Genomic DNA, 25947 nt, shown 5'->3' on the forward strand with positions numbered 1-25947 from the left:
GCTTCGACATCTCCCTGTGGCAGCTGGTCTCCGCACTGCTGGTCGGCGGCCGGACCCTGCTCATCGGGCAGGACGCGGTGCTGGACGTCCAGCGGTTCATCGACACCGTCGTCGACGGCCGGGTCGGCATCCTCCAGGTCGTCCCGTCCTACCTCGAAGTGGTGCTCTCGGCGCTGGAAGCAGCCCCCCGCGACCTGCCGGACCTGCGGTGCGTCTCGGTCACCGGCGAGGCGCTGAAGAAGGAGCTGGCCCAGCGCTGGTTCGCGGCCCAGCCCGCCATCAAGCTGGTCAATGCCTACGGCCTCACCGAGACCTCCGACGACACCAATCACGAGGTGATGCTCAAGGCGCCCGAGGGCGACCGGGTACCGCTCGGCCCGGCCGTGCAGAACGTACGCGTCCACGTCGTCGACGAACACCTCGCGCCCGTGCCGCTCGGCGCACCCGGCGAGATCGTCTTCTCCGGCGTCTGCGTCGGCCGCGGCTACATCAACGACCCCGAACGCACCCGCAAGGCGTTCCTGCCCGACCCGCACCGGGCCGGCGAACGGCTCTACCGCAGCGGCGACCAGGGCCGCTGGCAGGCCGAGGGCAAGCTGGAGTTCCTCGGCCGCCGGGACACCCAGGTGAAGATCCGCGGCTTCCGCATCGAGATCGGCGAGATCGAGAACACCCTGCTGCGCATGGACGGCGTACGCGACGGGGCCGTGGTGGTCGCCGAACGGGCCGACCGCAGCAAGCACCTGGTGGCGTTCTACTCCGGGCGCGAACTGGACGTGACGGAGCTGCGCCGGGGACTCGGCGCATCACTGCCCGCCTACATGGTGCCCGCCGCCTTCCACTGGCTGGAGAGCCTGCCGCTGACCGCCAACAGCAAGATCGACCGCAAGGCGCTCACCGCGCTGGCCGGGAAGCTGGGCGAGGCGGAGGAGGAGTACCACGCGCCCCGGACCGCCACCGAACGGAAGCTGGCCGCCGCCTGGTCGGCCGTCCTCGGCATCCCGCAGGACCGCATCGGCCGCCGCGACCACTTCTTCGACCGGGGCGGCACCAGCCTCTCGGCCGTGAAGCTCGCGGTCACCCTGAAGCGCGCCGTGTCCCTGAAGGACGTCACCCGGCACCCCGTCCTGGCCGACCTGGCCGACGTGGTCGACGGACGCTCCGCCCGGCGCGACGGACTGCTGCACGCCCTCACGGGACCGGGCGGCGGCACGGCCGGGGCGCTGGTCTGCTTCCCGTACGCCGGCGGCAACGCGGTCAACTTCCAGCCGCTGGCCAGGGCCCTGCGCGACAGCGGCCGCGCGGTGTACGCCGTGGAGCTGCCCGGACACGACCTGACCGCCGGCACCGAGGCGTTCGCGCCGCTGGACGACGTGGTCGAGCAGACCGTCGCCGAGATCGTCCGGCGCGGGCTGAGCGACGTCCTGCTGTGGGGCCACTCCTCGGGCACCGCCTTCGCCGCCGAGACGGCCCGCCGGCTGGAGCGCGGCGGCGTGACCGTACAGCGGCTCTTCCTGGCCGCCCAGCTGCCCGGCGACGCCGCGGCCCGCCGCGCCGCCATGACCGAACTGTCTGCCCGCGGCGACGCGGAGATCGCCGCGGCCCTGAGCGCGGAAGGCGGCTACACCGAACTCGGTGAGCTGGACGAACGGCGTGCCGAGCACGTCGGCGCCGCCTACCGCCACGACTGCCTCGCCGCCCACCAGTACTTCGCCGGCCTGCTGACGGACCCGCCGGCGGCGAAGCTCGCCGCGCCGGTCACCGTCGTCGTGGCCGCCGACGACCCGAGCACGGCCGGGGCGGGGGAGCGGTACCGCGACTGGCAGCTGCTGGCCGACGACGTCCAGCTGCACGAACTGACCGAAGGCGGCCATTACTTCCTGCGCACCCGCCCGGACCTGGCGGCACAGGCCGTCCGGGCGGCCGCCGCCCTATTGGCTTCTTGAACCGGTAACGAAAGGAAGAACAGAAATGTCGTCATTCCCGGCGTCCCTGCTCGATGTGGAGCGACAGCCAGGCAGGCCCCCGATGGTGCGGGCCGAGACCGGCGGTGACACGGCGGGCTGGGTGGCCGAGCACCGCGACGCGCTGCGCGCCGCCGTTGCCGAACACGGCTCGCTGCTCGTCCGCGGTCTGGGCTTACGGGACGCGAGCGGGGCCGGCGCCGTCTTCCGGCGGCTGGCCACCGGCCTGTTGACCGAGAAGGAGGCGTTCGCGCCACGGCGGACGTACGCCGACGGGGTGTACTCCTCCACCAAGTGGCCGCCGAACCAGCAGATGTGCATGCATCACGAGCTGAGTTACACCCTCACCTTCCCGGGCCTGATGATGTTCGCCTGCCTGACCGCGCCCGCCGAGGGCGGCGCGACCGCGGTGGCCGACGCACCCAGCGTCCTGGACGCGCTCCCCGCCGACCTGGTGGCGCGGTTCGAGCGGGAGGGCTGGCTCCTCACCCGCAGTTACAACGAGGACATCGGCGCGTCCTGGGCCGAGGCGTTCGGCACCGAGAACCCCAAGGAGGTCGAGCAGTACTGCCGCGCCAACGCCATCGACTTCGCGTGGCAGGACGACGGCGGGCTGCGCACCCGCCAGCGCCGCAGCGCCGTGGTGCACCATCCGGTCACCGGCCGGCGCTGCTGGTTCAACCAGGTCGCCTTCCTGAACGAATGGACCATGGATCCGGACGTGCACGAATTCATGGTGGACGAGTACGGCGCCGACGGGCTGCCGTTCAACACCCGCTTCGGCAACGGCGACCCCATCGGAGAGGACATCGTGCAACTGCTCAACGAGGTCTACGAAAAGCACACGGCACGCGAACCGTGGCAGGCCGGTGACCTGCTGCTGGTGGACAACATCCGGACCGCGCACAGCCGGGAGCCCTTCGAGGGGCCGCGCGAGGTGCTGGTGGGGATGGCCGACGGGGTGCGGCTCGCCGACTGCGCGCCCACGGTCGAGGTGATGGCCCGATGACGACCATCGACTCCGCCGACGCCCGGGCCGCCGGGCAGGAGCCCACGGGCGTGCCGCCCTTCGCGGTGATCTCCGGGACCCAGGTGCAGCGCGCCCTGCGGGGACGCGAGCGGGAGATCGTCGACCTGGTGGAGGCCACCTACCGGCTGCACGACGCCGGCGAGACGGTCAACCCGCCCTCGTACTTCCTGCGGTTCCCGGACCGTCCGTCCTCCCGGATCATCGCGCTGCCGGCCTCGGTGGGCGGCCCGGACCGGGTGGACGGCCTGAAGTGGATCTCCAGCTTCCCGGAGAACGTGGCGGCCGGCATCCCGCGGGCCTCGGCGGTCCTCATCCTGAATGACTACGCCACCGGCTACCCGTTCGCCTGCCTGGAGAGCTCGATCATCTCCGCGACCCGGACGGCCGCCTCGGCGGCGTCGGCGGCCGACTGGCTCAGCCGCGGCCGGCCCCGCCCGGTACGCGTGGGCTTCTTCGGCACGGGTCTGATCGCCCGCTACATCCACACCTTCCTGGCCGCCACCGGCTGGGAGTTCGAGGAGATCGGCGTGCACGACGTGTCCGCCGACAGCGCGGCGGGCTTCCGCACGTATCTGGAACAGTCCGGCACCAAGGGCCGGATCACCGTCCACGACAGCGCCGAACAGCTGATCCGGCTCAGCGACCTGGTCATCTTCGCCACCGTCGCCGGCAAGCCGCACGTCACCGACGTGTCGTGGTTCGCACACCATCCACTGGTGCTGCACGTCTCGCTGCGCGACCTCGCGCCGCAGATCGTGCTGGCATCCGCCAACATCGTCGACGACGTCGAGCACTGCCTGAAGGCCGACACCTCACCGCACCTGGCCGAACAGCTCACCGGCAACAGGGAGTTCCTGCACGGGACGCTGGCCGAGGTGATGTCGGGGAAGGCGCGGCCGCCGGCCGGCCGCCCGCTGGTCTTCTCGCCGTTCGGGCTAGGGGTCCTGGACCTGGCGGTCGGCAAGTACGTCTACGACGAAGTGGTCCGCTCGGGGGAGCTGCACGTCATCGACGGCTTCTTCCACGAGCTGCGCCGGTACGGATGAGCGGCCGGGTCCTCCGGCCGCACATGGGGGGTCATCACATGAGGGGGTCATCGTGCCAGTCATATCCGTTCCCCTGGAGTTCAATGAGGAAGAGCTCTATGTCGACCTGCGGTCGACCTTCGGACAGCAGCTGTACCTGAAGTGCGAGGGATTCAACTTCGCCGGCTCGATCAAGCTCAAGGCGGCGGCCGAGATGGTCGCGGCCGCCGAGCGCAGGGGAGTCCTGCTGCCCGGATCGGTCATCATCGAGTCCTCGTCCGGGAACCTGGGCGTGGCGCTGAGCATGATCGCGGCGAGCAAGGGCTACCGGTTCCTGTGCGTCACCGATCCGCGGTGCAACCTCTCCACCCGGCGCATGATGGAGGCGCTGGGCAGTGAGGTGCACACCGTCACCGAACCGGACCCCGAGAGCGGGTACCTGGGCGCCCGGCTGGACTACGTCCGGAAGATGTGCGCCTCCGACGACCGGTACGTGTGGCTGAACCAGCACGCGAACCCGGACAATTGGAAGGCGCACTACCGCACCACGGCGCCCGCCATCGCCCGGCAGTTCCCCGACCTGGACGTGCTGTTCGTCGGGGCCGGCACCACCGGCACGCTGATGGGCTGCGCGCGCTACTTCTGGGAGTACCACCGCAGGGTACGGGTGATCGCCGTCGACAGCGTCGGCTCGGTGACGTTCGGAGGCCCCCCGGGCCGCCGGATGATCCCCGGCCTGGGCACCAGCGTCCGCCCCGCGCTGCTCGACGAGACCTACGTGGACGAGGTCATCCGGGTACGGGAGGTCGACACCATCCGGGCCTGCCACCGGCTCGCCCGCAACGGCTTCCTGTTCGGCGGTTCGACCGGCACCGTGGTGAGCGGTGCGGTCGAGTGGCTCGCCGAACACGACGACCCGGACCTGACCGCGGTGGCCATCGCCCCTGACCTCGGCGAGCGCTACCTCGACACCATCTACCAGACCAACTGGCTGCAGGACCTGTACGGCGAAGAAGTCCTCAGCCCCGACGGCCTGACGGCCGGCTCCCGCTCGGCCTGACACCACGCGCCCCAGGGCGCCGAACCGCACGGTCACCGGCCCCGCCCCCAACGGGGACCGGTGACCGCGCACGCGGGCTCGCCCTTTTATCGTGAACGGGGATGTGCCGGCACCCGCACCGGCCGTGTGCGGTGGCTTTGTGGCGGTCTTGCGGTGGGGGTTCGGGGCGTAGTCAGCTGACCGCCATGAGGAGCTTGCGAAACAAGGGCGCCGCGATGCTGGTCGCGGTCGTGGTAGCGGGAGCACTTCTGGGAGGGGAATCGGGCATGCGGGCGGCGGCCGCCGATGCCGGTGCGGGGAATCCGTCGGCGGCTGCTCCGGGGCTGGGCGTCGACCTCGACACGGTGACGATTCCGCAGCTGCAGGCGCGGATGGGGGACGGTTCACTGACCTCGTCGGCGCTCACCAGGGCCTATCTGCAGCGGATCAAAGCCATCGATCCCAGGATCCACGCGGTGCTGCGTACGGACCCGACGGCTCTGCGGCAGGCCGCCGCGAGTGATGCCAGGCATCGGCGCGGTACGGTCCGCGGGCCGCTCGACGGCATCCCTGTCCTGGTCAAGGACAACGTGAACACCCGCGGGCTGGCCACGACGGCCGGTTCGCCGGCGCTGGCCGGGAAGCCGCCCCGTACGGACGCCGACCTGGTGACGCGGTTGCGGAAGGCCGGGGCGGTGATCCTCGGCAAGGCCAATCTGTCGGAATGGGCGAACTTCCGGGCGGAGAAGTCGACGTCGGGGTGGTCGGCGGTGGGCGGGCAGACCCATAACCCGTACGTGCTGGACCGTAACCCGTGCGGGTCCTCCTCCGGCTCGGCCGCCGCGATCGCCGCGTCCCTGGCGCAGGTGGCGATCGGTACGGAGACGGACGGGTCCATCGTGTGCCCGGCCAGTATCAACGGGGTGGTGGGTCACAAGCCGAGTCTCGGTGTGGTCAGCCAGGACGGCATCGTGCCGATCTCCGCGGAGCAGGACACCGCTGGACCCATGGCGCGCAACGTCACCGACACCGCGCTCACGCTGTCGGTGATCAGTGGTGCCGGCGGCCTCACGGACACCGTGCTCCGCCCCGACGGCCTGCGGGGGAAGCGGATCGGTCTGTGGCGGCTGCCCTCGCTCGGGCCGGAGGTGGATGCCCTGATGACCCGTACGGCGAAGAAGTTGCGCGCGGCGGGGGCCGAGGTCGTCGAGGTGACGCTGCCGTATCAGAAGCGAGTGGCCGAACTGGAATTCCCGGCGCTGCTGAGTGAGTTCCACCGGGACATCGACGCCTACCTGGCCACCCGCCACGGGCCGCGGGACCTCGCCGGACTCATCGAGTTCAACCGTACGCATCCCGCGGAGCGGACGTGTTTTGCCGGACAGGAAGTGTTCGAGCAGGCGCTCGCCGCGCCGTCGACCACCGACCCGAAGTACCGGGCCATGCGCGCGGAGCTGAAGGGCCTCTCCCGGCGTTCCATCGACGAGACGATGGCCGCCCACCGGCTCGACGCCATTGCCGCGCCGGCCGATTCGGCCGCGTGGCGGACCGACTGCGCGGCGGGCGACCCCGAAGGGGCCTCGCCCTCCACCCCGGCGGCCGTCGCCGGATACCCGTCCCTGTCGGTGCCGGCCGGCTTCGTGGGTGAGCTGCCCGTCGGACTGATGCTGATGGCCGGTGACCGCCAGGACGGCAAGCTGCTGTCACTCGGGGCTTCGGTGGAGGACCGGCTGGACGCCTGGCGCCCACCGCGCTACCTCCCGACGGTCGGGTGACGGCGCCTTCCGGTGAATGAGACGGCGGTGCTCATCCGGGCTGCCCGGTGGGCACCGTCCGGCCGGTTCCCCCAGGCGGTCGCGTTGCGTCATGCGCGCCTCTGCATGGCCGCCCGGCTCCTGCCCTTTCCCTTCTTGCGCAGCTTGCGGAGCCGTGCCCGATCCGCGGCCTCCCGTCGGGCCCGGCTCGCGGCCACTCCCCGGTAGAGCCCGCCGCCGACCACCGAGGTTGCCGCGAACGCCAGCAGGGAAACCCAGGCGCCCGGCAGTTCCGTGCAGTACTCGGAACAGTGGCGCGCTCGCACCGTACCCACCACCAGTCCGGTGGCGAAGAAGGCGACGACGCCTCCGGTCCCGCCCACGAACCGGCGTACCGCGCGCGGAATCCGCAGCGTCCGGCGTGTGTCGGCGAAGGAGATCCACCAGCCGCCGAAGGCGCCCGCCACGGCCACGAGCCCGCACGTCACCCCGAATCCGGCCGGGCCGCCGACCCACCCTTCGAGCAGCCCCGGGTCCCTGCGCACCAGCCACCGGGGCAGGCCGACGACCGCCAGCACCGCGCCAACGAACACCACCGCCAGTCCCAGCAGAGCCACGATCTCGGCCGCGCCTCGCGCCCTGTCCCGCAGGCCCGCGCTCGTCTCCTCGGTCGGCATCTCCGGTTCCTCCGCTGCCCTGGTCACTGGTGGGCAGTCACCTTACGAGACCGCGACCGGGACCGAGGCCGAGACCCTGCCGGGCCTACCGCACGTCCGTACTGGCCTGAGTCCCGCCGGTGGCCCTCACCGCTCCGCCGACGTCAGCACGCTCACGCCATTCGCCGTGACGATCGCGCCGATCGCCAGCCACTCGATCCAGTGCAGCGCCTGGCCCAGCATCGCCCAGCCCACCAGGGCTGCCAGCACCGGATTGACGCTCATGAAGATGCCGAAGAACCGGGCCGGCACCCGGCGCAGCGAGAACAGGTCGGCCAGCATCGGTACCGCGGAGGACAGCACGCCGGCCGCCGCCGCGTACGCCACCGCGCTCGCCGTGGGCGGCCGGTGGGCCAGCACGACGAGGCCGACCGGCACGTACAGCAGCGCGGAGAGGCCGGCGGCCGCCGCCGACCCCTCCGTACCGGGCAGCCGGGCGCCGACCGTACGGTTCAGCAGGATGTAGGAGGCCCAGCAGGCGGCGGCGAGCAGGCCGAGGCCGATCCCCGCGTAGTCCGTGCTCGGCTGGGGGCGGGTCAGCGCGACCACGGCGGCCCCGGCGATCAGCGCGCACAGGCCGTCGGCGGGGCGGCGGGAGGCGGACAGCGCCACCGCCAGCGGCCCGCAGAATTCCAGTGTCACCGCCAGGCCGAGCCCGATCCGGTCGATCGCGGTGTACAGGGACAGGTTCATCGTGGCGAACGCCACCGCCAGGCAGAGCACGGGCCACCACTGCCGCCAGGTGAACGCCCGCAGCCTCGGCCGGCCCACCGCCAGCAGGAGCACGCCGGCCACCCACTGCCGTACGGCCACCACGCCCGCGGGCCCGATGACCGGGAACGCCAGCGCCGCGGTCGCGGCACCGACCTGGTTGGCGAGCCCGCTGCCGGTCATCAGCGCCGTGCCCACCAGCCGGTCCGGCGTGCGCGGTGAGGCCGTCGCCGGCCGGCCGGCGACGACGGGGCGGGACAGGTCCTCTCCACTGTGGCTACGCGTCATGCACGGCAGGATCGGCCGCGTCCGCGCATACGCAAAATGCATGCGGAGTCTTATCTATACGCTGGAGTCATGGATATGGAGCTGCGCCACCTGCGGTGCCTGGTGGCCATCGTCGACACCGGGAGCTTCACCGACGCCGCCATCGAGCTGGGCGTCTCCCAGGCCGCCGTGTCCCGCACCCTCGGCGCGCTCGAGGGCGTCCTCGGCGTACAGCTGCTGCACCGCACCAGCCGGTGCGTCACGCCCACCACCGCCGGGGTGCAGGTGCTGGCCCGCGCCCGGCAGCTGCTCGCCGACGCCGACAACCTCATACGGGAGGCCACCACGGGCCACACCCGGCTGCGCATCGGCCACGCCTGGTCGGCCATGGGCCGCCACACCACCGCCTACCAGCGCCGCTGGGCAGCGCTCCACCCCGACGTCGAACTCCAGCTGATCCGCACCAACTCCGCCACCGGCGGCCTGGCCGAGGGCCTGTGCGACCTCGCGGTCGTCCGCCGGTCCTTCGACGGCGACCGCTTCGCCAGCGCCGCCGTCGGCACGGAGCGGCGCTGCTGCGCGCTGGCCGCCGACGACCCCTGGGCGAAACGCCGCTCCGTGCCGCTCGCCGACGCCGCCACCCGCACCGTGCTCGTCGACCGGCGCACCGGCACCACCACGGCCGAGCTGTGGCCGGAGGGCGAGCGCCCGGTCATCGAACACACCCGGGACGTCGACGACTGGCTCGCGGCCATCGCGGCGGGCCGCGGCATCGGCATCACCCCCGCGAGCACCGCCAGCCAGTACCGCCGCGAGGGCATCGTCTTCCGCCCGCTGCGGCACGCCCCGCCCGTCACCGTCCACATGATCTGGCGGCGGCACGACCCGCACCCCGCGACGCACGCCGCGGTGGCCCTGCTGGCGGACCTCTACCGGGAGGCCGGCGGCCGGTGAGGCGTGCCCCACCGGCCCCGGCTGCAGCGGTTCCGGTCAGGACCCGCCGAGGGCGGCCAGCCGGGTGATCCGCAGGTGACCGTTGTCCTTCCCCGGGTGCCGGCTCGTCAGGCCGAGCCTGACCCGGGTGGTGCGCACGGCGTCGAACGTGATCCGGGTGGGAGAGTCCGAGGCGTCCGCCCATGCGATGCGGACGCGGTCCGCCGGTACGTACTCCCGGCCGTCCCAGTAGCTGACGGTGAGTGAGCCGGGGAGCGCGTACGTGGCGTCGTCCGTGGTGAACGACACCTCCAGGCCCGCCACGTGGCGCCGCCGCGACCAGGTCACCGCCACCCAGTCCGCCGGCCGCGCCGCGCTGATCGCGGGCAGCAGGCCGGTCGCGGCCATGCGGTAGTGGTTCGACCAGCCCGTTGCCGCGTCCCCGTCGAGCATCGCGGCCGGCACGGTGTCCGGCGCGCCGGAGAAGCTCGCGTCCGCCGTCGGCCCGCCGGCCACGGCCTCCCGCGCCCCGCCCGCCGTGACCAGGGGCAGGGCGGTCCAAGCGGTCCGGCTGCTCCCCGTCACCCCGATCCGGGCCGAGGCCGCGTGCAGCCCCTTCGCGCGCGCCGTGACCGTCACCGCCCTGGCCCCGCCGGCGGGCCGTACGATCGCGAGGGCCTTGCCGTGGAAGGCGGAGCGCACGGGGGAGCGGTAGTTCTGGGCGCTCTCCTGCTGCCCGTTGTCGGCGCCGAGCAGGTGCCCGCCGGTCACCTGGAAGGTCAGCGCGTGGTCTGCGCCGGGCACCAGGACGCCTCGGGAGTCGGTCACCTCGGCGGTGACGAAGACGAGCCCGTCCGCGGTGGTTTCCCTCCGGTCCGGCGTCAGCCGCACCGCCGTGGCCTCGCCCGCGGTGCGCAGGGTGTCGCGGGCCACCTCACGGCCGTTGCGGCGCGCCACCGCCACCAGCATCCCCGGCTCGAAGGGCACCCGCCAGGTCAGGTGGAGACGGCCCGCACTGCCGTTGGGGCTGGTGTAACTGCCGGGGTACGGGCCCGAGGTGACGGTCTTGTCGTCGCCGGTCGCCTCGGTCGTCTCCAGGTACTCCCGGCCGTCCGCGGTCTTCTTGCGGTCGAAGCGGCGCACGCCGAGCGACCGGCCGTTGAGGAACAGCTCCACGGTGTCGGCGTTGGTGTACGCCCACACCGTGACCGTCTCCTTGGGGCGGTGGTCCGTCCAGTCCATGGGCACCAGGTGCACCATGGGCGTCGTGCTCCACTGGCTGCGGAACAGCGAGAACTGGTCCTTGGGGAAGCCCGCGGTGTCCACCGCGCCGAAGAACGACGACTTGACGGGAAAGACGTCGTCGTACGGGGTGGGCTCACCGAGGTAGTCGATGCCGGTCCACAGGAACTGACCGCCGAACCACTCCCGGTCCCGGTCCTTCTTCAGGGCGTACTCGCCGCTCATCGTCCACGACTCCAGGTTGTTGTCGTAGGACGAGGCGCCGCGCCGCCCCGGTGTGTGGTTCTCCCCGGTGTTGAGCTGGTCCGGGGTCTCGTACACGCCGCGGGTCGAGGTGCTCGACGAGCTCTCGGACTCGAAGAAGAAGGTGTCCGGGTACTTGGCGTGCAGCGCGTCCACGGAGGCGGCCGAGTTGTAGTTCAGCCCCACGCCGTCGAGCATGCGCAGGATGCGGTCCTGCGGGGAGCCGTCCTTCGGCACACCGCGGTACTTGTCCGAGCCGATGACCACCGGGCGGGTCGGGTCGGCCGTACGCACCGCCTCGACCAGCCGTTCGGCCATCGCCACGCCGGCCTCGGCGGTGCTGTCCGGGATCTCGTTGCCGATGGACCACATCACCACGGCGGGCGAGTTCTTCGCGGCGTGCACCATCTCCTTGATGTCGGCGTCGCTGTGCTCGTCGAAGAAGCGGCCGTAGTCGTACCGGTTCTTCGGCGTGCGCCAGCAGTCGAACGCCTCGACCATCAGCAGGATGCCCAGCTCGTCGCAGAGCGAGACCACCTGGGGCGCGGGCGGGTTGTGCGAGGTGCGCAGGGCGTTGCCGCCCATCTCCCGCATGATCTCCAGCTGCCGCCGGGCCGCGTCGGGGTGAAAGGCGGCGCCCAGCGCACCGAGGTCGTGGTGCAGGTTCACGCCCTGCAGCTTCATCCGTTCGCCGTTGAGCGCGAAGCCGTGCGCGGGGTCGAGGGTGGCCCACCGCAGCCCGAACGGTGTGCTCGTCGCGTCCACGGTCCGGCCGCCGACGGTGACGCGGGTGTCGACGGTGTAGAGGTAGGGACGCTCGACCGACCACAGCCGGGGCTCGTCGATGCGCAGCTCCAGTGCCGTCGTCGCCGGGTCGCTGCCCAGCGTGGCGGGGGCCGTCGCCGAGCCGACCCGCCGGCCGTCCGCGTCCCGGACCGTCGCCGTCACCTCGGCCCGTACGTCCTTGTGTGCTTCGCTCACCGCGGCCACCGCCACCCGGACCGCTGCGTGCCCGGCGGCGACGTTCCGCGCGAGGTCCGGCGTGGTGACCGTGACACCGTGCCGGACGATGTGCACGGGGTCGGTGACGATCAGCCGTACGTCCCGGTGGATGCCGCTGCCGGAGTACCAGCGGCTGCTGGGGACCTGGTTGCGTGCCCGGACGGACAGCGTGTTGGCCGTCCGGCCGTCGGTGTGCGCGCGAGCGGTGAGGTCGACGGCGAAGCCGGTGTAGCCGTACGGGTGGGTGGCGACCAGCTCCCCGTTGAAGTGCACCTGTGCGTCCATGTACACCCCGTCGAACTCGACGGAGATGCGCTTGCCCGTGGTACTCGCCGGCAGCGTGAAGCTCTTGGTGTACCAGCCGAGTCCGCCGGGGAGGTAGCCGCTGCCCGCCGTGGTGCGCGCGTCCTGCACCGGGTCCAGGCCGATGCTCCAGTCGTGCGGCAGGTCCACCTCGTGCCAGGCGGCGTCGCCGTCCGCGGGCCGGGGCGCCTCCTCGCCGGTGGTGTTGACGAGGGCGAACCGCCACCCGTTGCGGAGGTCGCTCGCCCGCTCGGCACCCAGCGCTTCCCCGGCCGCCGGTGTGGCCCGCCCGGCGGCCGAAGCCGTGGGGTTCATCGCCAGTTGCGCACCGAGGACTCCGCCGAGGGTGGCGCCGGCTCCGCCCAGAACCGCGCGTCGTGAGATGGCCATGTGTGCCTTCCGGTATCCGTGAGGGGGGGTGACGGGGCAGCTGAACGCGCTGAGTCTGTCGAGTCCTGTTGATATATGTCAATGAAGACAACAAAACTTCTCAACTAGCCGCATGGCAGGGCTGTCTGATCCGCTGTCCGGCGGCCGTCGTCAGTGGTTCAAGAGGTGCTGTCCATGTCCGCGCGCCCGCGACCCGACCGCACGCAACAGCGCCCACGCCGTCGCCTGGTTCGCGCCGATCACCGGCTTGCCGAGGCGGTCCTCCAGCGCCGGGATCAGGTCGTACGTCGGCAGGGCCGTGCAGCTGACGAACACCGCTTCGGCCCCCGGCCGGTCCCCTTCCGCGACGGCGTCCTCGACCTGCCCGGGCCGCACGTCGTACACCTCGTCGGTGGACCCCAGCCCCAGGGAGGTCAGCCCGGCCACCTCGAATCCGGCCGCCTCCAGATAGTCCGCCAGATGCCGGTCGACGGGCGGCTGGTACGGGTGGACCACGGCGACCCGGCGGGCGCCGACCGCCCGCAGCGCGGCGGTGACGGCACCACTGGTCGTCAGGGCCCGCCGCACACCGCGCGCCGTCATCTCCGCCCGCAGCGCCGCCTCACCGGCAGCCCCGCCGACGAACGTGCAGGCCGTGCAGAGGTACGCCACGGCCGCCGGCATGCCGCCGGGCGCCGACCGCAGCTCCCGCAGCGGTTCGGCGAGCATCTCCGGGCGGCCGAGCCGGGAGACCAGCTGCCGGTTGTCCTCGTACGTCACCGGCTGTGTGAAGGCCGTCGCGCACTCCACCTCCGGCGGCACCCACCGCAGCAGCTCGGCGCGGCGCGTGAAGTCGAACGAGGCCACCACCCCGACCCGCTGCCGCCCGCCTTCGCCGGCTTCCTCGCTGCCGTGCCGCATGGCACCGAGGCTAGTGGGGCGGGAGCGGATCAGGCGGTCGGCGCGGCGGGCGCGGTCCGGGCGCCGCCCGTGCCGGTCGCCGCGGCGGGGGAGCCCTCGGCCAGCCGCCGCTCCATGACCTCGGCCAGCCGGCTCATCGCGGCCACGACCCGGTCCCGGTCCTCGCCCAGCCCGGCGAGGAGTTCGGTCTCGACGGCGAGCTGGCGCGGGAAGAGGGCGTCGATGGCCTCCTCGCCCGCCGGGGTGACGGTGACGAGCGCGGCCCGGCGGTCGGCGGGGTTGGGCACGCGCTCGATGAAGCCGCGCTTCTCCAGCTTGGCCAGCGCCTTGCTCATCCCCGCCCGCGAGACGCCCATGTTGGCGGCGAGGCGGCGGGCGATGGACGGTTCGTCGGCGTACCGCAGCGGCACCAGCACGTCCAGTTCGGGCGCGGTGAGCGGGGCGCCGTCGTAGAGCGGTTCCACCGCCTGGTCGAAGAGGGCGATGATGCGCTTGGCCAGCGCCACCACCTCCATGGGCGAGGTGTCCAGACCGGGGTTGTGGGCGGCCCACTGCTCGCGCACGGCGGACGGGGGGAGGGTCACGGACGCTCCTTTGTAAACCAGTGAACTATTGGTTACCTTTTACGGATGGTATCTCCGCCTCATACTTCCAGCGACACTCCGCCCGGCACCGACGCGGGCAGGCACGCGGATGCCGGACACGCCGAGCACGCCGCCGACGCCGCGGGCCGGCCGCCCAAGCGCGCGGGCGCGCTGATCGCCGTCCTCGGCGCGCTCACCGGCGTCGCCCCGCTGGCCACCGACATGTACGTGCCGGGCTTCCCCGCCATGGGCGCGACCCTGCACGCGAGCAGTTCCGCCGTCCAGCTCACCATGACGGCCTTCCTGGCCGGCCTCGTCGTCGGCCAGGTGCTGGTGGGCCCGGTCAGTGACGGCCTCGGGCGGCGCGGACTCCTCATATGGGGCAGCATCGGCTTCACCGTCCTCTCCGTGGCCTGCGCCGTCGCCCCGACCATCGAGGTGCTGACCGCGGCCCGGTTCCTGCAGGGCGTGTGCGGAGCCGCCGGCATGGTCCTGGCCCGCGCGGTGCTCACCGACCTCTTCCACGGCCCGGACATCCCGCGCTACTTCGCACTGCTGTCACAGATCCTCGGTGTCGCGCCGGTCGCGGCGCCCGTGGTCGGCGGTGCCGTCCTGTCCGTCGCCACCTGGCGTGCCGTCTTCGTCGTGCTGGCCGCCATCGGCGCCCTGCTGCTGCTCGCCGTACTGGCCAAGGTCCCGGAGTCGCTGCCGTCCGAGCGCCGGCACCGCGGCGGCATCGGCGGCACCTTCCGCGCGATGGGCGCGCTGCTCGGCAACCGCGCCTTCATGGGGTACGTCCTCGTCCTCGGCTTCAGCGCGGCCGCCCTGTTCGGGTACATCAGCGGTTCGAGCTTCGTCTTCGAGAACCTCTACGGCGTCTCCGCGACCGTCTACTCGCTGATCTTCGCCTGCAACGCCATCGCCATGCTGCTCGCCGGCGCGGCCTTCGGCAGGCTGGCGCGCCGCCGCGTCCCCCTGAACACCCTCCTCACCGCCGGCGTCTGCGTCTCCGTACTGGGCGCGCTGGTGCAGGTCCTGCTGCTGGCCACCGTCGGCGGCACCCTGGCCGGCACCTGGATCTGCCTGTTCCTCACGCTGGGCGGCATCGGCGTGACCTTCCCGGCGACGATGAGCCTCGGCCAGACCCTGGGCCGCGCAGCCCCGGGCGCCGCCTCCGCGCTGCTCGGCGGCCTCCAGTTCCTCTTCGGCGCGGTCGCCTCCCCGCTGGTGGGCGCCTTCGGCGAGGACAGCTCGGCCCCGATGGCACTGCTCATGCTCATCGCCCTGGCCGCTGCCGCCCTCTGCCTGCTGACCCTCGTACGGCCGTGGCAGCGCCGGGGCGAGACGACGGGCTGAGGACCGGGTGCGGGCGCGGCCGGGGGCGGTCGGCCCGCTCTTCCGGGCCGCGCACTGCTGAAGGTCAGCCGCCGGCCGACTCCGGTGCCCACTCGGTGACGAGCCGGGTGAAGGCGCGGGACGCGGCGGACCGGTAGCCGGTGTCGCGGTGGAGCAGGGTGGCGGTACGGGAGGGGAGTGCGGGGATGAGGGGGTGGGGGAGAGGTGGGGGTGGTCGCGGGTGATGGCGTCGGGCAGCACGGTGGCGAGCGGGGTGCGCCGGACGATCTCGGTGAGCGCGTTGAGGGAGTTCGCCTCCACCGCGACGCGCGGGCGGACCCGGTGCTGGGCGAAGTGCTCGTCGATGCGGCGACGGGTGGCGAAGTCGCTGCTCAGGAGTACTAGTTGACGGTCGGTCAGCTCGGTCACCGGGAGCGGCTCCCGGCGTCCGGCGTCGGGGTGGTGCGGGCCGACGACGAGGCCGAGGGTCTCGGTGAACAGCTCCGTCGCGGCGATCCCCGGCAGATGGGCGGCGGTGAAGGCGATGGCCAGGTCGAGACGGTCGGCCAGCAGCTCCGTCTCGATGCGGTCCTGCGTCATCTCCCGCACGCTCAGCGTGATGCCGGGATGCGCGGCGTGGAACCCGGCGACGAGCGGACCGGTGAGATAGGCGGTGAAGGTCGGGGTCACCGCGAGCCGCAGGTGGCCGCGCGAAAGGTCCTGCACGTCGAGCACGGCCCGCTCACCGGCCGCGAGGTCCCGCAGGGCGCGCCGGGCGTACTGCACGTACGCGGCCCCGGCGTCGGTCAGCCGTACGGTGCGCCCCGTACGGTCCAGCAGCTGGGCGCCGAGCGCCTTCTCCAGCTGCTTGATCTGCTGCGACAGGGTCGGCTGGGAGATGTGCAGCTCTTCGGCGGCGCGGGTGTAGTTGGCGTGCTCGGCGACCGCGAGCAGATAACGCAGGTGACGCAGTTCCGGCCTCATGGCGGCTCACTATAGGCGAGCGGCGTACAACTATAGACCGCATCGATCGCAGTAATGGCCAGTGTGTCTTGGACGCTATACCTCCAGCTCATGCACAGTGGAAAAGGTCCAGGGCCGGCGCCCGACGGCCGCCGGCCCGCCCCTTCAGCCACCCCGCACCCCGGAGGACCCGCATGGACTTCGCGCAGCGCACCATCGACATCGCCCGCCAGAACGTCGAGGAGGGCGGCCGGCCGTTCGCCACCGTCATCGTCAAGGACGGCGAGATCCTGGCCGAGAGCCCGAACCGGGTCGCGCAGACCAACGACCCCACCGCCCACGCCGAGGTGCTCGCCATCCGCGAGGCGTGCACGAAGCTGGGCACCGAGCACCTGACGGGCACCGTCATCTACGTCCTCGCCCACCCCTGCCCCATGTGCCTGGGCGCGCTGTACTACTGCAGCCCGGACGAGGTCGTCTTCCTCACCACCCGCGAGGAGTACGAGCCGCACTACGTGGACGACCGCAAGTACTTCGAACTCGCCACGTTCTACGGCGAGTTCGCCAAGGACTGGAGCGAGCGCCGGCTGCCGATGCGACATGAGTCCCGCGAGGCCGCGATCGACGTGTACCGGACCTGGCAGCAGCGCAACGGCGGCGAGCGCCGCGTGACGGGCGCACCGACCGCCTGACGGCAGGACGGCGGCCCGTACGTACTGACCGCAGGGCGCCGGCAGGCGTCCGCACCGTGGCCCCGACGGGCATCCGCCGGGGCCACGGTGCGTCTCAGCCGCGCGCCGACAGCAGGCGTGCGAGGGCGGTGTAGCCGTTGCGTTCGGCGTGCTGGAGGGCGGTCACGCCCTTTCCGTCGGCGAGACCGGGGTCGGCCCCCGCGTCCAGCAGCAGTGCCACGATCTGCTGGTGGTCCCGGCCGCCGTCGCCGAGGATCACCGCCTCCAGCAGTGCGGTCCAGCCGAGCCGGTTGACGTGATCGACGTCGATGTGGATGCCGGGGTTGGTCAGGACCTCGCGCACGTACGCGACGTGGCCGCGCTCGGACGCCGGGATGAGGGAGACGCCACCGTAGCGGTTGACGAGGGTGTAGTCGGGGTGCGCGGGGATCAGCGCCCGGGCCATCTCCACGCTGCCGGTCACGCCCGTCACCAGCCACGGTGTGTCCTGCCGTCAGTCCCGCGCGTCCGGGTCGGCACCGGCCTCCACCAGCGCCTTCGCCGCCTCGACGTGATCCTCGGTGACGGCGAGCAGGAGCGGTGTACGGCGCTTGGCGTCGCGTGTTTCGAGGCGCGCGCCACGCTCGATCGCCGCGCGCACGGCCCGTGCGTCACCGGTCTTGGCCGCCTTGAGCAGCGCGCGGTCGGCCGCTGGATCGGCCGGCCGCTTCGGAGCGGCGGAGCCGGCGGGGGACGGGGACGTCCGCCCGGCCGAGGGCTTCTGCTGCGCCGACCTGTGCGCCGGCCTGTCGTCCCCGAGCGAGGAGGCGCACCCCGCGAGCAGCATCACACCGCCGACCAGGATGCCGAGCGTGAGGGCCGGGGCGGGGGTCGGACGCGTGTGCCGTCTTGTGGCACCGCGGGCCCCTGCGCCGCGTTCCCCGGCCCCTGGGACCCCGGCGCCACTTGCCGACCGGCCCGGCCGCGCGTCGCTCCGTACCGCGTCGCTTCGTAGCGCGGTGTTCCGTACGACGGTGCTGCGCTTCACGGTGCTGCGTCCGAGGAGCCGGTTGACGGCTCCTCGGTGCGGGGTGTCACGACGCATGGTGCCTCCTTGGGCTGGGGTGAGCGTGGGCGGGCCGGTGCGCGGGGGCCGTACGGTCCATCCTCGGACCGCGCGCACGCACCGCGGATCGGTGGAGCGGCTCCGCTGCCCGTGCGCACCGGACGACGGCCGTATCGGCCGATCGGCTGATGTGTTCGCGGGCCCGCGCCCGCCCGGCCCGCTGGGCCGCGGCATATCGTTGCGGTGCGACCGGCCGGTAAGAGGCGGCCGGGTACCGGTAAGGGCGAGGGGCAGGAACGTGGCGGCAGGAACCGGCCGGCGGGCCGACGGCGAACGGCCGATGGCGGAGGAGTCCGAGCGCGTCCCGCTGAGCGAACGCGCCCGCGACGCCATCCGCGAGCGCGTCATCGACGGCCGCTATCCGCAGGGCGCGCGCGTGGTGGAGCGCGAAGTGGCGGAGGAACTGCGCATGTCGCGGGTCCCGGTGCGGGAGGCGCTGCGCGGCCTGGTGGCCGAAGGGCTGCTGGAGCTGCTGCCGCACAGCGGCGTACGGGTGCGGCGGCTGGACCGTACCGATGTGGAGCACCTGTACGAGGTGTGGGAGCCGCTCGCCATCCAGGCGTCGCGCCTGGCGGCACGTCGGGTGGCGGACGCGGCCCCCGACGAGCCGCTGCTGCTGGCCGGGCTGCGGGCCGCGCTGGAGCGCGCCGAGACGGCGGCGGCCGACGGCGAGCCGGGCCGCGAGGTCGTGGCCAACACGGCGTTCCACGACGGGATCGTGGCGCTGTCGGGCAACCCGCTGCTCGCGCAGACGATGGCCCGGCTCAGCTGGCAGCTCCGGCTGCTGTTCGGGCTGAACTCCGAGCCGGACCACATGCGCGTGCAGCACCGCGCGATGTACGAGCGGATCGCCGCCGGGGACCCGGACGCCGCCGCAGCGCTGACCCTGGTCCACGTCCGGGACAGCCGGGTGGCCGCGCTCCGCGCCGTCTCGGTGTGAGTACTCCGGCTGCTCTCGCTGCATCACTTTTGTATACCTGATGCCTCGGAGTGGCGTGCAGGGGCGTCCGGTGCCTACCCCGTTGGGCCTCTGTAGAGCAGCATAATGGGGTAAACGGTACGGCTTTGCCTCACGCCATTGTTTGCCCGATCCCACTTGGTATACAAAGTGCCGCAGGTCGGCAAGCAGGGCCTCGGTCCGCCGGCTTCCCCCACGCGCGTTCCGTCCGCCCCTTCCCTCGCTCCAGGAGCAGTCCCATGTGCGGTGACCCCAACACTCCTCCGCCCTTCCGCCACACCCGGCGCGGCGTCCTCGCCGGCGCCGCCGCACTGGCCGCTGCCGGCACCGTGCTGACGGGCCGGGCCGAAGCCTCGGCGGCGGCCCCGGCCGCCGCGGGCCGCCCCGGCACCCCGGCCGGCGACAAGGTGCTGGGCGGCGCCTCCCTCGTCATCGAGGGCGGCACCCTCCTCGACCCGCTCACCGGCAAGGTCACCGAGGACTCCGTCGTCGTCATCGAGCGCGGGACCGTACGGGCGGCCGGCAGCCGGGACGCCACCCGCGCGGCACGCGCGGCGCTGCCCGACGGCACTCCGGTGCAGGACGCGGACGGCCGGTGGGTGCTGCCCGGCCTGGTGGAGTCGCACATCCACCTCAACACCGTCGCCGAGGCGCGCGACGCCGTGCGGCAGGGCGCCACCAGCGCGCGCAGCGGCTCGACCAACTTCTTCCAGGACATCGCCGTACGCGAGGTCGCCCGCCGCTTCCCGCGGCAGGCCCCGCGGCTGCGCGCCGCCGGCGTCTTCGTCACCCCCGACCTGGCCGACACCCTGCTCGCCGACCCCGACCTGGCACCGCTCGCCGGCTTGAAGGACGGCGTACGGTCGCACGAGGCGCTGCGCCACATGGTGCGGGTCAACCTCGCCCGCGGCGTCGACGTCGTGAAGACCCGGGTCAACGAGCGGGCCGGGCTGCCGGACCAGGACCCGCTGACCCAGGTCTACGACCGGGAGCAGCTGGCGACCGTGGTGGCCGCCGCGCGCCGGGGCGGCGCCGGGGTGCTGTGCCACAGCTACAGCGAGAAGGGCTGCCACGACGCCGTCATGGCCGGGATCCGCAGTCTGGAGCACGGGGTGTTCGTCGGCGAGCACACCCTGCGCGAGATGCGCCGCCGCGGTACGTACTTCACGCCCACCCTCACCGCCATCTCCGGCATGATCGGCGACGACAACCCGGTACTCGACGAGCGCGGACGCCGGTACACCCCGATCCTGAAGGAGGCCGTGCGCGCCGCGCACGAGCTGGGCGTGCCGCTGGCGGCCGGCACCGACTCGTCCGGCGGCGAGGTGAACCCCATCGGCGGGGAGGTGGCGCTGATGCACGAGGCCGGGCTGTCCGCGCTGGACGCCATCCGTACGGCCACCACCAACGCCGCCGAGCTGCTCGGCCTGACGGGCACGGCGGGCCGGCTCGCCCCCGGTTTCGCCGGTGACGCCGTCCTGCTGTCCGGCGACCCGCTGGCCGACCCGTCGGTCCTCGCGCGGCCGTCCTCGGTGGTGCGGGCCGGCGTCGTCGTGGAGAACTGACCGAGGACAACTGACCGAGGGCGACTGATCGAGAACGGCTGATCGAGAAAAGGGGCGGGGCGGGCCCGGAGTTCCGGACCCGCCCCGCCGTCGACACCGGCTGTGGGCCGTGACGAGGATTCGGCACCGGCCGCCGGCCGTGATGAGGAGCAGGCACAGCAATGACGCACACCGAGCACCCGGACGACGCCGGGACGGCGCTCACCGCCACCGACCTCCAGCACCTGGAGCGGTGCGTCCGGCTCGCCGAGGAAGCGCTGGAGGCCGGCGACGAGCCCTTCGGCTCGCTGCTGGTCAGCGCCGACGGCGAGGTGCTGGCGGAGGACCGCAACCGGGTGCACAGCCTCGGCGACACCACCCGGCACCCGGAGATCGAACTGGCCCGCTGGGCCCACGCCCATCTCACCCCGGAGGAGCGGGCCGCCGCCACGGTCTACACGTCCGGCGAGCACTGCCCCATGTGCGCGGCCGCGCACGGCTGGCTCGGTCTCGGGCGCATCGTCTACGCCCACTCCTCGCGCCAACTGGGGCAGTGGCTGGGTGAGTTGGGTGTGGCGCCCGGACCGGTGGCGGGACTCCCCATCCAGGACGTGGTGCCCGGCCTGCCGGTGCGGGGGCCCGCACTCGGCCTGGCCGGCCGCATGCGCGAGCTGCACCGCCGCTTCCATGCGACGCGGCGTACGGGCACGCAGGCGGCCGGCTGACCCGTCACCGGAAGCGGGGACGGCCCCGCGGCCGTCACTCGGCGAGGGTGGCGGCCCCGGCCTGCGCGAACTTCTCGTCCAGGTCGCCGCTGGGCGCCCCCGCGACACCGATGCCCGCGACGGGCGCGCCCTTGGCGTCGACCGGCGCTCCGCCCGCGAGGAACAGCGTGCCGGGGATGTCCTTGAGCGTCGGCGCCGACTCCAGCCGCTTGGTCAGCTCGGACGTGGGCGCGTTCCAGGAGACCGCGGTGAACGCCTTCTTCTCGGCCGCCTCGTAGGACTGCGGGCCCGCGCCGTCGCCGCGCAGGGTGACCAGGGTGTTGCCGTTGCGGTCGACGACCGCGACGGACACGTGCTGGTTCGCCTTCTCCGCCGCCTTCAGCGCGCCCTGCGCGGCCTTCACGGCGGCGTCGGTGCCGAGGTGGGCCGAGCTGACCAGACCCTCGCTCTTCGCCTCGGCCTTCGGCGCGGCGGCGGCACCGCCCGCGGCGGCCGGGGCAGCGGGGGAGGCCTGCGCGGAGACGGCGCCGACGGTGCCGGCGACCAGCGCGGCGGCCACGGCGCCCCCGGCGACCAGACGGGTGCGCTTCGAGGTGTTCTTCACGTGCTTCATCGCGAAAGGCTCCAGAGTGTGTGGTGAGTGATGTCCGCTGACGTGATCCATGCTGGTTCCGGAACCGGCGGCAGGGCGTCGGCCCACCGGCTCCACCCGCCGAGCGGACCGGACGACGCCGGGGTCATCCGATCGGTTGACCCCGGCCCCGCACTTGCGGGGGCACCCTGGGACTGCCGGTACGAGTGGAAGGAGGCCGGAGTGGCGGTCACCCACCGGCAGCACACCGCGGCCGACCCCGACGCCGGATGGCTCGGCGCCGTCATGCACACCGCGTTCTTCGTGCTGCTCGGCGCCTCGCTGGTCCGGTTCCTGATCCGGCACCCCGGTGAGCCGCGCACCCCGTGGATCATCGCGCTGTCGGCCGCACTGGCCGCGCTGTACGTCCTCGTACCGGCACTGCGGACCCGGCCCTCACCCCGCAGGCCGGCCCGCCTGGCGTGGCTGGTCCTCGTCGTCGGCGGCTGGGTGGTCCTGGTGGTGCTCGCGCCGAGCTTCGCGTGGTGCGCGGTGCCACTGCTCTACACCGGGCTGCGCATGCTGCCGCCACGCGCCGCCGTCGCCCTGGTCGCGCTGCTCACCGTCTTCGTGGTCGCGGCGCAGCTGCAGCTCGCCGGCTGGGCCGACCCCAACCTGCTGCTCGCGCCGCCCGCCGTGGCCGCCGTCGCCACCGCCGTCTTCGTCCACATGCAGCGGCAGTCGGCCCGGCAGCGCGCCCTCATCGACGACCTCGTCCGTACCCGGCGCGACCTGGCCGCCACCGAACGGCGCGCGGGCACCCTCGCCGAACGCCAGCGGCTCGCCATGGAGATCCACGACACGCTCGCCCAGGGACTGTCCAGCCAGCGCATGCTCCTCCAGGCCGCCGACCGGGTCTGGGAGGCGGCCCCCGACCGGGCACGCGGCCATGTCCACGCGGCCGCGGCGGTGGCCGAGCGCAACCTCGCCGAGGCCCGGCGGTTCGTCCACGACCTCGCCCCGGCGGACCTGGCCGACGGCGGCTCCCTCGCCGAGGCACTGCACACCCTCGCCGCACGCGAGAGCACCGGCACACTGACCGTGCGCTGCCACATCGAGGGCACCCCGGCCGCACTGCCCGAGCGGATCGAGGCCACCCTGCTGCGCATCGCCCAGGGCGCCCTGGCCAATGTGCGCGAACACGCCGCCGCGACCACCGCCAACCTCACCCTGACCTGCCTGGACGACCAGATCGTGCTCGACGTCGCGGACGACGGCCGCGGCTTCGCGCCGGAGCAGGCCGGGACCGGCGCGCCCGCCCGGCAGGCGTCCGACGACGGCCTGCGCGGCCACGGGCTGCCCGCGATCCGGGCTCGGCTGCGGCAGGCCGGCGGCACCCTGACCATCGAGTCGGCCCCGGGAGAAGGCACCGTCCTCTCCGCCTCGATCCCGCTGGATCCCTCGGACACACTGAACCCTCCGGAGCACGCGTGAGCACCTCATCCACCGCCGCGGCCCCCGTACGGCTGCTGATCTGCGACGACCACACCGTCGTACGCGCCGGACTGCTCGCCCTCCTGGGCAGCGCACCGGACATCGAGGTCGTCGGCGAGGCGGGCAGCGGCGAGGAGGCGGTGGCGCTGGCCGCGAAGCTGGTGCCGGACGTGGTGCTCATGGACCTGCAGCTCGGTCCCGGCATCGACGGCGTCGAGGCCACCCGCCGCATCACGGCGCACCGGGACGGCGCCCCGTACGTCCTGGTCCTCACCACCTACGACACCGACGCCGACATCACCCGCGCCATCGAGGCGGGCGCGACCGGCTACCTCCTCAAGGCCGAGCGGCCCGAGGAGCTGTTCGCCGCGATCCACTCCGCGGCGCAGGGCCGCACCGCGCTGTCGCCCCCGGTCGCCGGCCGCGTCATGGCCCGCATGCGCAGCCCGCGCCCCGCCCTCACCGCCCGTGAGCTGGACATCCTCGGCCAGCTCGCGCACGGCCTGGGCAACCGGGACATCGCCCGCGCGCTGTTCATCAGCGAGGCCACCGTGAAGACCCATCTGGGCCGGATCTACGACAAACTCGGCGTCGACACCCGCGCCGGCGCCGTGGCGGTCGCCAAGGAACAGCGCCTGCTGCCCTGACCCCGCACCGCACGCGCGCGGAGTGGCGCTGGTCTCGCTCTCCCGCTGATCCGCATGCGCACGCGAAGTGGGGTAAGAAGTGTCAGCGGCACTGCCCGGGAGGGCAGCCGCAGTGAGCGATACCCGCAGGAGAGGACGACATGACCACCGAGCTGAGCCCCGACGCCCTGACCACGCTCCTCGAGCGTGCCCGCCAGGACTACCAGGACCTCGTCGGGCGGGGGCTGTCGCTCGACCTCACCCGCGGCAAGCCCGCTCCCGAGCAGCTCGACCTCTCCGAGGACCTGCTGAGCCTGCCCGGCGGCCGGCACACCGCCGCCGACGGCACGGACGTACGGAACTACGGCGGCCTCCAGGGCCTGCCCGAGCTGCGCGAGATCTTCGCCGACCTGCTCCAGGTGCCCGCCGCGCAGCTCCTCGCGCTCGGCAACTCCAGCCTGGAGCTGATGCACGACTGCCTCGTGCACGCCCTGCTCGGGACCCTTCCCGGCGCCGCCTCGCGCTGGGTGGACCAGGAGCGCATCGCGTTCCTCTGCCCCGTACCCGGCTACGACCGGCACTTCGCGCTCTGCGAGCGGTTCGGCATCGACATGATCCAGGTGCCGATGACCGCCGACGGCCCGGACATGGACGTGGTGGAGCGGCTCGTCGCCGAGGACCCGGGCATCAAGGGCATCTGGTGCGTGCCCAAGTACAGCAACCCGACCGGCGTCAGCTACAGCGACGCGACCGTCGCCCGGCTCGCCGCCATGCCCACCGCAGCCCCCGACTTCCGGATCTTCTGGGACAACGCCTACGCGGTCCACCACCTCACCGACGAGCCCGTCGAGATCGCCGACCTGCTCGGCGCCTGCGCGGAGGCCGGCAACCCGGACCGCGCCTTCGTGTTCGGCTCCACCTCGAAGATCACCGCGGCCGGCGCCGGCGTCGCCTTCTTCGGCTCGTCCCCGGAGAACGTGCGCTGGCTCCTCGCGCACAACGCCAAGCGGTCGATCGGCCCCGACAAGATCAATCAGCTGCGGCACGTGCTGTTCCTGCGGGACGCCGACGGGGTGCGCGCCCACATGGAGCGCCAGCGCGCCCTGCTCCAGCCCAAGTTCGAGGCCGTGGCCCGGATCCTGGAGGCCGAGCTGGGCGGCACCGGCCTCGCCACCTGGACCTCGCCCAAGGGCGGCTACTTCGTCACCCTGGAGGTACCGGACGGCTGCGCCAAGGAGGTCGTGCGCCGCGCCGCCGAGGCCGGCATCGTGCTGACCCCGGCCGGCGCCACGCACCCGTACGGCGACGACCCGCGCGACGCGGTCATCCGCATCGCCCCCAGCTACCCCGGCCCGGCCGAGCTGGAGCAGGCGATCCAGGGCCTCGCCGTCTGCGTCCGCCTCGTCGGGTACGAGAAGCGGGCCGCCTGAGCGGAACCGGGAAGGCGCCTGCCGGGGCGCGGCGCGATGCCGCAGCGCCGGGCCGCGGTCAGGCCGCCTCCGTCCCCGGTCCGGCGGCGGTCCGGGCCGGGGCGCGCAGCACAGCGGCCGTGCAGGCGGCGACGGCGCACAGCGCCACCGGCAGGAAGAACGTCACGTTGAGCGGGGCGAGCCGGGTCAGCGGCCCGATGACCGCTGGCCCGGCGAGCATGCCGAGGTAGCCGAGCCCGGCGACCCGCGAGACGTTGAGACCCGCCGCGTCCTGGTCGGCGTGGCCCGCCGCGCTGAACAACTGCGGGATGCAGCCCGACAGCCCGGCGCCGAACACGGCCCAGCCGACCAGGGCGAGTGGCACCCACGGGGAGAGCGACGCCACCGCCAGGCCCAGCGCA

20 protein-coding genes and 3 pseudogenes are annotated in these 25947 nt (G+C 73.2%); 14 read left to right on the plus strand and 9 right to left on the minus strand.

Annotated features, from left to right (window positions below):
• From C3486_RS30800 to C3486_RS30820, 5 genes are all read left to right on the plus strand, one after another.
• The coding region (locus C3486_RS30800) for an AMP-binding protein (protein ID WP_146075093.1) at positions 1-1946 on the plus strand (1946 nt) is incomplete at its 5' end.
• A 25-nt stretch (positions 1947-1971) separates the two neighbouring features.
• Positions 1972-2973: a TauD/TfdA family dioxygenase gene (locus tag C3486_RS30805; protein WP_103836127.1), complete on the plus strand. Its 1002-nt coding sequence runs from the start codon at positions 1972-1974 to the stop codon at positions 2971-2973.
• Complete coding sequence (gene sbnB / locus C3486_RS30810) at positions 2970-4040, plus strand: 2,3-diaminopropionate biosynthesis protein SbnB (protein WP_103836128.1); 1071 nt, start codon at positions 2970-2972, stop codon at positions 4038-4040. Before C3486_RS30805 ends, sbnB begins: the two co-directional genes overlap by 4 nt.
• A 52-nt stretch (positions 4041-4092) precedes the next feature.
• Positions 4093-5079, plus strand: coding sequence for a 2,3-diaminopropionate biosynthesis protein SbnA (gene sbnA / locus C3486_RS30815; RefSeq protein ID WP_103836129.1), 987 nt, complete (start codon positions 4093-4095; stop codon positions 5077-5079).
• 185 nt (positions 5080-5264) lie between these two features.
• On the plus strand, positions 5265-6833 hold the full coding sequence (locus tag C3486_RS30820; protein WP_374936945.1) for an amidase family protein: 1569 nt from the start codon (positions 5265-5267) through the stop codon (positions 6831-6833).
• A gap of 89 nt (positions 6834-6922) precedes the next feature.
• On the opposite strand, the gene C3486_RS30825 is transcribed toward C3486_RS30820, so the two are convergent.
• Positions 6923-7516: a hypothetical protein gene (locus C3486_RS30825; RefSeq protein ID WP_146075094.1), complete on the minus strand. Its 594-nt coding sequence runs from the start codon at positions 7514-7516 to the stop codon at positions 6923-6925.
• 99 nt (positions 7517-7615) lie between these two features.
• The gene (locus C3486_RS30830; protein WP_103836133.1) at positions 7616-8527 is read right to left on the minus strand and encodes a DMT family transporter; all 912 of its coding nucleotides are present in this window, start codon (positions 8525-8527) and stop codon (positions 7616-7618) included.
• 69 nt (positions 8528-8596) lie between these two features.
• On the opposite strand from C3486_RS30830, the gene C3486_RS30835 reads away from it, so the two are divergent.
• A complete protein-coding gene (locus C3486_RS30835; RefSeq protein ID WP_103836134.1) occupies positions 8597-9460 on the plus strand; it encodes a LysR family transcriptional regulator in 864 nt (287 codons plus the stop codon).
• A gap of 36 nt (positions 9461-9496) precedes the next feature.
• On the opposite strand, the gene C3486_RS30840 is transcribed toward C3486_RS30835, so the two are convergent.
• The 3 genes from C3486_RS30840 to C3486_RS30850 all read right to left on the minus strand — a co-directional run bounded on the left by C3486_RS30840 (position 9497) and on the right by C3486_RS30850 (position 14103).
• On the minus strand, positions 9497-12619 hold the full coding sequence (locus tag C3486_RS30840; RefSeq protein ID WP_103836135.1) for a glycoside hydrolase family 2 TIM barrel-domain containing protein: 3123 nt from the start codon (positions 12617-12619) through the stop codon (positions 9497-9499).
• A 150-nt stretch (positions 12620-12769) separates the two neighbouring features.
• Positions 12770-13519, minus strand: coding sequence for an Asp/Glu racemase (locus tag C3486_RS30845; RefSeq protein WP_103836137.1), 750 nt, complete (start codon positions 13517-13519; stop codon positions 12770-12772).
• A gap of 29 nt (positions 13520-13548) precedes the next feature.
• On the minus strand, positions 13549-14103 hold the full coding sequence (locus C3486_RS30850; RefSeq protein WP_258053093.1) for a MarR family winged helix-turn-helix transcriptional regulator: 555 nt from the start codon (positions 14101-14103) through the stop codon (positions 13549-13551).
• 45 nt (positions 14104-14148) lie between these two features.
• Between C3486_RS30850 and C3486_RS30855 the strand changes: the two genes are divergently transcribed.
• The gene (locus C3486_RS30855) at positions 14149-15459 is read left to right on the plus strand and encodes a multidrug effflux MFS transporter (RefSeq protein ID WP_103836138.1); all 1311 of its coding nucleotides are present in this window, start codon (positions 14149-14151) and stop codon (positions 15457-15459) included.
• 64 nt (positions 15460-15523) lie between these two features.
• Here C3486_RS30855 and cynR read toward each other — a convergent pair.
• A pseudogene (gene cynR, locus C3486_RS30860) lies at positions 15524-16422 on the minus strand (transcriptional regulator CynR).
• 173 nt (positions 16423-16595) lie between these two features.
• On the opposite strand from cynR, the gene C3486_RS30865 reads away from it, so the two are divergent.
• Positions 16596-17093: a nucleoside deaminase gene (locus C3486_RS30865; protein ID WP_103836139.1), complete on the plus strand. Its 498-nt coding sequence runs from the start codon at positions 16596-16598 to the stop codon at positions 17091-17093.
• 94 nt (positions 17094-17187) lie between these two features.
• Here the strand turns inward: C3486_RS30865 and C3486_RS30870 are convergent.
• Positions 17188-17769, minus strand: a pseudogene (locus C3486_RS30870) (ankyrin repeat domain-containing protein).
• Between the two features lie 709 nt (positions 17770-18478).
• Here C3486_RS30870 and C3486_RS30875 point away from each other — a divergent pair.
• The 3 genes from C3486_RS30875 (at position 18479) to C3486_RS30885 (ending at position 21425) form a co-directional block, all read left to right on the plus strand.
• Entirely contained in the window at positions 18479-19138 is a 660-nt protein-coding gene (locus C3486_RS30875) for a GntR family transcriptional regulator (protein WP_103836140.1), read from the plus strand.
• A gap of 257 nt (positions 19139-19395) precedes the next feature.
• Positions 19396-20721 (plus strand): amidohydrolase family protein, encoded by a 1326-nt coding sequence (locus tag C3486_RS30880; protein ID WP_103836142.1) that lies wholly within the window; start codon positions 19396-19398, stop codon positions 20719-20721.
• A 161-nt stretch (positions 20722-20882) separates the two neighbouring features.
• The gene (locus C3486_RS30885) at positions 20883-21425 is read left to right on the plus strand and encodes a nucleoside deaminase (protein ID WP_103836143.1); all 543 of its coding nucleotides are present in this window, start codon (positions 20883-20885) and stop codon (positions 21423-21425) included.
• Positions 21426-21459: 34 nt separating this feature from the next.
• On the opposite strand, the gene C3486_RS30890 is transcribed toward C3486_RS30885, so the two are convergent.
• A complete protein-coding gene (locus tag C3486_RS30890) occupies positions 21460-22029 on the minus strand; it encodes a heme-binding protein (protein WP_103836150.1) in 570 nt (189 codons plus the stop codon).
• A gap of 39 nt (positions 22030-22068) precedes the next feature.
• Between C3486_RS30890 and C3486_RS30895 the strand changes: the two genes are divergently transcribed.
• The 3 genes from C3486_RS30895 to C3486_RS30905 all read left to right on the plus strand — a co-directional run bounded on the left by C3486_RS30895 (position 22069) and on the right by C3486_RS30905 (position 25546).
• Positions 22069-23490 (plus strand): sensor histidine kinase, encoded by a 1422-nt coding sequence (locus C3486_RS30895; RefSeq protein WP_103836145.1) that lies wholly within the window; start codon positions 22069-22071, stop codon positions 23488-23490.
• A complete protein-coding gene (locus tag C3486_RS30900) occupies positions 23487-24137 on the plus strand; it encodes a response regulator transcription factor (RefSeq protein WP_103836146.1) in 651 nt (216 codons plus the stop codon). The genes C3486_RS30895 and C3486_RS30900 overlap by 4 nt, the downstream gene beginning before the upstream one ends.
• A gap of 140 nt (positions 24138-24277) precedes the next feature.
• Entirely contained in the window at positions 24278-25546 is a 1269-nt protein-coding gene (locus C3486_RS30905; RefSeq protein WP_103836147.1) for an aminotransferase class I/II-fold pyridoxal phosphate-dependent enzyme, read from the plus strand.
• 58 nt (positions 25547-25604) lie between these two features.
• On the opposite strand, the pseudogene C3486_RS30910 reads toward C3486_RS30905, so the two are convergent.
• Positions 25605-25947: pseudogene (locus C3486_RS30910) on the minus strand (MFS transporter); the annotation flags it as partial.

The organism is Streptomyces sp. Ru73, from assembly GCF_002920575.1.
Taxonomy (GTDB): domain Bacteria; phylum Actinomycetota; class Actinomycetes; order Streptomycetales; family Streptomycetaceae; genus Streptomyces.

What these genes read in the sequence shown, in the direction of transcription:
- C3486_RS30805 (WP_103836127.1), top strand. Translation starts at nt 1,972, where the DNA reads ATGTCGTCATTCCCGGCGTCCCTGCTCGATGTGGAGCGACAGCCAGGC.
- sbnB (WP_103836128.1), top strand. Translation starts at nt 2,970, where the DNA reads ATGACGACCATCGACTCCGCCGACGCCCGGGCCGCCGGGCAGGAGCCC.
- C3486_RS30820 (WP_374936945.1), top strand. Translation starts at nt 5,265, where the DNA reads ATGAGGAGCTTGCGAAACAAGGGCGCCGCGATGCTGGTCGCGGTCGTG.
- C3486_RS30830 (WP_103836133.1), bottom strand. Translation starts at nt 8,527, where the DNA reads ATGACGCGTAGCCACAGTGGAGAGGACCTGTCCCGCCCCGTCGTCGCC.
- C3486_RS30835 (WP_103836134.1), top strand. Translation starts at nt 8,597, where the DNA reads ATGGATATGGAGCTGCGCCACCTGCGGTGCCTGGTGGCCATCGTCGAC.
- C3486_RS30840 (WP_103836135.1), bottom strand. Translation starts at nt 12,619, where the DNA reads ATGGCCATCTCACGACGCGCGGTTCTGGGCGGAGCCGGCGCCACCCTC.
- C3486_RS30845 (WP_103836137.1), bottom strand. Translation starts at nt 13,519, where the DNA reads ATGCGGCACGGCAGCGAGGAAGCCGGCGAAGGCGGGCGGCAGCGGGTC.
- C3486_RS30855 (WP_103836138.1), top strand. Translation starts at nt 14,149, where the DNA reads ATGGTATCTCCGCCTCATACTTCCAGCGACACTCCGCCCGGCACCGAC.
- C3486_RS30865 (WP_103836139.1), top strand. Translation starts at nt 16,596, where the DNA reads ATGGACTTCGCGCAGCGCACCATCGACATCGCCCGCCAGAACGTCGAG.
- C3486_RS30875 (WP_103836140.1), top strand. Translation starts at nt 18,479, where the DNA reads ATGGCGGAGGAGTCCGAGCGCGTCCCGCTGAGCGAACGCGCCCGCGAC.
- C3486_RS30880 (WP_103836142.1), top strand. Translation starts at nt 19,396, where the DNA reads ATGTGCGGTGACCCCAACACTCCTCCGCCCTTCCGCCACACCCGGCGC.
- C3486_RS30885 (WP_103836143.1), top strand. Translation starts at nt 20,883, where the DNA reads ATGACGCACACCGAGCACCCGGACGACGCCGGGACGGCGCTCACCGCC.
- C3486_RS30895 (WP_103836145.1), top strand. Translation starts at nt 22,069, where the DNA reads ATGTCCGCTGACGTGATCCATGCTGGTTCCGGAACCGGCGGCAGGGCG.
- C3486_RS30905 (WP_103836147.1), top strand. Translation starts at nt 24,278, where the DNA reads ATGACCACCGAGCTGAGCCCCGACGCCCTGACCACGCTCCTCGAGCGT.